This is a genomic window from [Clostridium] symbiosum ATCC 14940, from assembly GCF_000466485.1.
GTDB classification, from domain to species: Bacteria; Bacillota; Clostridia; order Lachnospirales; family Lachnospiraceae; genus Otoolea; species Otoolea symbiosa.
This window is the reverse complement of record NZ_KE992884.1, coordinates 1-5,384: the sequence shown is the minus strand read 5'-3', so window position 1 is coordinate 5,384 and position 5,384 is coordinate 1. Positions and strand designations below refer to the sequence as shown.

4 protein-coding genes are annotated in these 5,384 nt (G+C 50.0%); all 4 read right to left on the bottom strand.

What is annotated here, in order from left to right; all coding sequences use genetic code 11:
• Positions 1-104 precede the first annotated feature (104 nt).
• Positions 105-1,280, bottom strand: coding sequence for a M20 metallopeptidase family protein (locus CLOSYM_RS08980; RefSeq protein WP_003499914.1), 1,176 nt, complete (start codon positions 1,278-1,280; stop codon positions 105-107).
• Positions 1,277-2,473, bottom strand: a complete 1,197-nt coding sequence (locus CLOSYM_RS08975) for a M20 metallopeptidase family protein (protein ID WP_003509450.1) — start codon at positions 2,471-2,473, stop codon at positions 1,277-1,279. The genes CLOSYM_RS08980 and CLOSYM_RS08975 overlap by 4 nt, the downstream gene beginning before the upstream one ends.
• Positions 2,474-2,574: 101 nt before the next feature.
• Entirely contained in the window at positions 2,575-4,134 is a 1,560-nt protein-coding gene (locus CLOSYM_RS08970) for an AbgT family transporter (protein ID WP_003509453.1), read from the bottom strand.
• 310 nt (positions 4,135-4,444) lie between these two features.
• On the bottom strand, positions 4,445-5,269 hold the full coding sequence (locus CLOSYM_RS08965; RefSeq protein ID WP_003499906.1) for an EFR1 family ferrodoxin: 825 nt from the start codon (positions 5,267-5,269) through the stop codon (positions 4,445-4,447).
• Between the last annotated feature and the right edge of the window lie 115 nt (positions 5,270-5,384).

Below are 5,384 nucleotides of genomic sequence, written 5' to 3'. Positions count from 1 at the left end.
TCACGACAACCTTCAACCAGGGACGGAAGACTCACCTATCCCCCTCACCACACCGGACATTGTCCGTTCCGGACGCGTCCTCCCAACCTCAGTTAAATCTAACCTCAGGCCTTCTTCTCCAGATAATCCACCGCAAACTGTGCATAAATGCCGGAACCGTGGCAAAGCACCGATTCGTCAATGTCGAACGACGGATGATGGTGGCTGCACACGATTCCCTTCTCCTTGTTCCGGAATCCCAAATATCCGTATACACCGGGAATATGCTCCATATAAACGCTGAAATCCTCCGCTCCCGTCATCTTCGGCAGGTGCTTCAGGCAGCCCTCTCCCAGCTCCTTTTCCGCCGCTTTCCGGGCCAGCTCCACCAGCTCCTCATCGTCGTTGATCAGTGGGCTTGGGCCAAAATAGTAGTCGCAGTCGGCACTGCAGCCATATCCTTTTGCGACATTCGTCACCAGCTCTTTGATTCGCTCAGGCATTCCCGCTCTGAATTCCCGGTTAAAGGCGCGCACCGTACCCACCAGCTCCACGTGGTCTGCCAGAATATTTTCCTTCGTTCCGCCGTTCATCATACCCACGGTTACTACCAGGCTGTCCAGAGGATCATTGATCCGGCTTGGAATTGACTGGAGGGCCATTACCACGGCGGCGGCAGCCAAAATAGCGTCGCGTCCCTGATGGGGGGCGCTTCCGTGGGACAGTTTCCCGTGAATCTGAATTGTAAAACGGTCGCTGCAAGCCATACGTTCTCCGCTTTCAAAGCTGGCCGAGCCGAGATCCATCGCGGACCAGACATGCATACCGAAAATAGCGTCAACGCCTTCCAAAGCTCCGCGTTTTACATACTCTTCCGACTTCCGGCCGATCTCCTCCGCCATCTGGAAAATCAATTTCACGGTGCCCTTAAGCTCCGCCTTATGTTCACTTAATATGCGGGCCGCGCCCAGCAGCATCGCCGTATGGCAGTCATGTCCGCAGGCATGCATCACTCCGGGATTGACACTGCAATAGCTCTTGCCCGGATTTTCCTGTATCGGCAGCGCGTCGATGTCTGCTCTGAGCATCACTGTTTTTCCCGGCTGGCCGCCTTCGATGGTGCCGATACAGCCTGTGATTCCCTCAAAGGTCTGAACCGGAATCCCCATCTCCTCAAGCTGCTCCCTGATATAACGGGTAGTTTCCACCTCATGTTCCCCCAGCTCCGGGTGGGCGTGGAGATAATGGCGGCATTTAATTACGTAATCTTCCTGTTCCTTTGCTAATTGACGGATATTCATTTCATCTCACCTCCCGCGCCGGCTTCCAGATAATCAGCGGCAAACTGTGCATACTGTGCCGCTCCGATTGGAAGAATTTCCTCATTAATCCTGAATTTTTCATTGTGGAGGGCATGGACACAGCCGCTCTCCTCGTCGTAGCATCCCAGAAATACAAACAGGGAGGAGGGGATTTTTTCCATAATATAAGAAAAATCTTCACTTCCGCTTGCCTTAGGAGTCGTAGCCAGCACTTCCCTGCCATACAGCTTAACGGCTGCGTTCCTGGCAATTTCGTTCAGCTTCAAATCGCTGTTACATACCGGAGGCTCAAGATATTTATATTCGATTTCAGCCGTACATCCATGGGCCATTGCCGTATAATCCACAATCTGGTGCATGGCCTGCTCCACCATTCCTCGCGCTTCCACGGTATGGGCCCGGACAGTCCCCTCCAAGACGGCGGTGTCCGTAATAATGTTAAATTGAGTTCCCGCCCGGACAGTTCCTACCGTAACCACCAGGGAATTCAGAGGATCGTTTACACGGCTTACAATTGTCTGCAGATTAGTGATAATGGCGCTGGCCGCCACAATAGCATCCTTCCCCTGATTTGGTGCGGAGCCGTGGGCCGAAACGCCGTGAACCGTAATTTTATAATTATCGCAGCTTGCCATCAGCGGACCGTCCATCACGACCAGCCTGCCGCTGGAAGCCGTAGGCCAGACGTGAAGCCCCATTGCCGCATCCACGTCGTCAAGATACCCTTTGTCCACATAATAATGGCTGCCGACAAACACTTCCTCCGCAGCCTGGAACAAAAGCTTCACCGTTCCGGCCAGCTCTTCTCTGCTCTCCCACAAAAGCCTGGCTGCTCCCAACAGCATGGCTGCATGACAGTCATGGCCGCAGGCATGCATCACGCCGGGATGGATACTCTTAAATTCAACGCCGCTGTTCTCCTGAATCGGAAGTGCGTCGATATCCGCCCTTAAAAGCACCGTCCTGTTCCCCGGGCGGCCTCCCTTGATTGTGGCGATACAACCGGTATAATCGTCAAATTTCTGTACCGGTATGCCCATTTTTTCAAGCTCCTCCACCAGATAAGCCGTCGTCTCCTGTTCCTTGAACGACAGCTCCGCATGCTGGTGGAGATAATGGCGGCTGGCAGCGATTTCACCGCTCAGCTCAGCCGCTCTCTTCCCATAGTTCATAAATAGCTCCTTTCCTAAAAACGGCGGTCCGATTCATAATCATGCCGGACCGCCGAAGTACTCCTATGTACTGATACAATTGACCTTTAAAATATCGCTTTTTACGGAAGGTAAATAGCTCCGCCAGGTCCAAGAGGAAGATTCATTCCTACCCAAATGATTACCTGGACAATCCATACCACTGCAAAAGTAATGGAGAATGGCAGCATGTTGGCAATAATCGTTCCCAATCCTGCCTTACTGTCATATTTACGCGCATATCCTAAAATAACGGGCATGTAGGTAAACAGAGGCGACAGAGGATTTGTGATGGAGTCGCCGATTCGGTAAACCACCTGTGTCACCGCCGGATCGTATCCCATCAGCATCATCATCGGTATGAAAACCGGAGCCAGAATAGCCCATTTTGCAGAAGCAGAGCCAATGAACAGGTTAACGAAACAGGACAGTATAATCAGGCCAATCATCAGCGGAATTCCGCTGAAACCGATATTCTGAAGGAATCCAGCCCCATTGATAGCCAGGATGGTTCCCAGTTTGGATACAGCGAAGAAATTTGTGAAGATGGAGATAAAGAAACACATAAACACATAATTACCCATCTCGGAAAAGCCCTGGCTGATATCGGCCCATATATCCTTATCATTCTTGTATTTTCCGATGGTCACGCCGTAGACAATACCAGGAATCATCAGAGCCAGAGTAACGGAAAATACAATTCCTTTTGTAAAAGGCGAATTGCCGCCTGTAATGGAACCTGCCTCGTCTGCCAAAATAGCAGTCGGTCCGAAAACCGGCAATGATAAAAGCAGCAGTACAATCACATAAATCAACTCGGCCAGCCCCGCCATAAGAAGTCCTTTTTTCTGGATTGGGGTAATATTGGCCGCATCTTCATCAAAATCGTATTTAGCGAGCTGTTCTTTTGTCATCGGGAAACGGTGAACCATGACCTTTTCCACCAGGATTGTACCTGCAACTGTCAACACCAGACAGGACGCAATCAGGAAATACCAGTTAATTGCCATGGATGCGGAGTAATTCGGATCAATCATCTGAGCCGCGGACTCCGTAAAACCATAGGCCAGGGCATCAGACAGCCCCAGAAGAATATTGGCGCAGAAACCGGCAGCCACGGATGCAAATGCCACATAAAGTCCCAGCAGCGGACTGCGTCCGATGGACATAAACAGAATGGCAGCCAGAGGCGGCAGGATGATAAATCCGGCGTCACCCGCAATATTCAGATTGATTCCCAGGAAAATAACTACCATGGAAACTATCCATCCCTTGGCGCCTCCCAGGAAATGCTCCATTAAAGCCACAAGGAAACCGCTCTTCTCCGCCACGGACGAACCAATCACGGCTACCAGTACCATACCCAGCGGTGCAAAGCCTGAGAAATTGGTAATTACGTTCGTCCACAGGTACTGGATACCTGCCACGGAAAAAAGATTAAAGGTTTCCACGGTGGAACCGTCTGCCGGATTGACGGCAGTCACTCCCAGCATACTGCAAATTGCGGAAATAATTACTACTACAACTGCCAGTCCCAGAAACAGAGTGATCGGATCCGGAAGCTTGTTGCCAACCCGTTCGATTGAATCGAGAATCCGATCAAGCATTCCCACTTTCTCTTTTTTTGTCTTTTCTTTTGTCATACTTCTCCTTTCCCCAACCGCGTTAACTGCCCGGCTGAAAGCAGTCCCGGCAGTTAACTGTACGTCCCTCTGCCGAAAAATAACATATTAATTATATCAAATGAAAAGGTATGTGACAACAAAAAAATCAGGCCTGCAACCCTATAATTTCAGAAAATTAGTTGCTATTTACATTCATTACAGGCAATTGGCGGCCGTTCACAACCAATATCTCCGGCGCCGGTACACGGCCGCTTTAGCGGGCCAAACTTTCTTAACGCACAGTGCGCATTCTCCGAAAAGCGGTTTTTATTAACAAAGCACTTTCCTGTTAAATAAAAATCTCAGCTTCCGCTCTGCGGGTATAATTCTGCTCCAGCATAGCAATATGGGACAGAAAAGCCGGATCATCAAAATATTTGGCATTGGTCGGACATTTTTTCACACATGCCTGGCATTTAATGCAGATTCCCGGAACTTCTTTCGGATCCTCCCTGCTGATAGAACCCATCGGACATGCCTCCACGCAGATACCGCAGCTATCGCAGTCCTCCGGCCTTGTCTTTGGTTTTGCCTTTAAGAATACCGCCGGCTTTCCATCGGTGCCAAGAGGTGTGTAGTACGGACCTACCGGATCCTCCCCGCGAACTTCGATTGGAGCGGGAATTTCCTCCATCTTTTCCACTTTCTCAGCCACTGCTTCGGCAAACCGCATCATAATCTCCCTGTCTGCTTCATCCGGCCGTCCCGGAGCAATCTTATCGGAAAATACATGGCTTACGGCAAATCCGGCTCCTGCAATCGTGTGGAATCCATTATTCTCAAGCTCATTGCGAAGTTCAATCAATCCGTTGTCAAAATTTCTGTTCCCGAAGGTGACTACCGGTACTGCAAGCGCGCCTTCCCCCTTGAAGTTGTTTTGAACTACCGGAAGCATTTTATTCGGCACACGGCCTGCATAAACAGGTGTGCCAAACACCACCAGCTCAGACGGAGCATACGTCTGCACCTCAGTTCTGCCGCCCGGCAGCGTAAAATTGCAGATTTCCATCGATACCCCCAGTTTTTCTGCAATTTTTTCCGCAATCGCGGTAACAACTTCCTCGGTATTGCCTGTTGCGCTGTAAAATACAGCTTTAACTCCTGTAATTTTCATTCGTTTGCATCCTCCCTATTCTATTTTTCCAGTTTTTTACTGTGTTTAAATTTCATTATAGCAGTTATGGGGGGATTCTTCAAATGGAGATTTAACTGAGGTTTGGAGGACGCGT

Excerpts from the sequence above, each read along its gene's own strand:
- CLOSYM_RS08980 (WP_003499914.1), bottom strand. The coding sequence starts at position 1,280 with ATGAATATCCGTCAATTAGCAAAGGAACAGGAAGATTACGTAATTAAA.
- CLOSYM_RS08975 (WP_003509450.1), bottom strand. The coding sequence starts at position 2,473 with ATGAACTATGGGAAGAGAGCGGCTGAGCTGAGCGGTGAAATCGCTGCC.
- CLOSYM_RS08970 (WP_003509453.1), bottom strand. The coding sequence starts at position 4,134 with ATGACAAAAGAAAAGACAAAAAAAGAGAAAGTGGGAATGCTTGATCGG.
- CLOSYM_RS08965 (WP_003499906.1), bottom strand. The coding sequence starts at position 5,269 with ATGAAAATTACAGGAGTTAAAGCTGTATTTTACAGCGCAACAGGCAAT.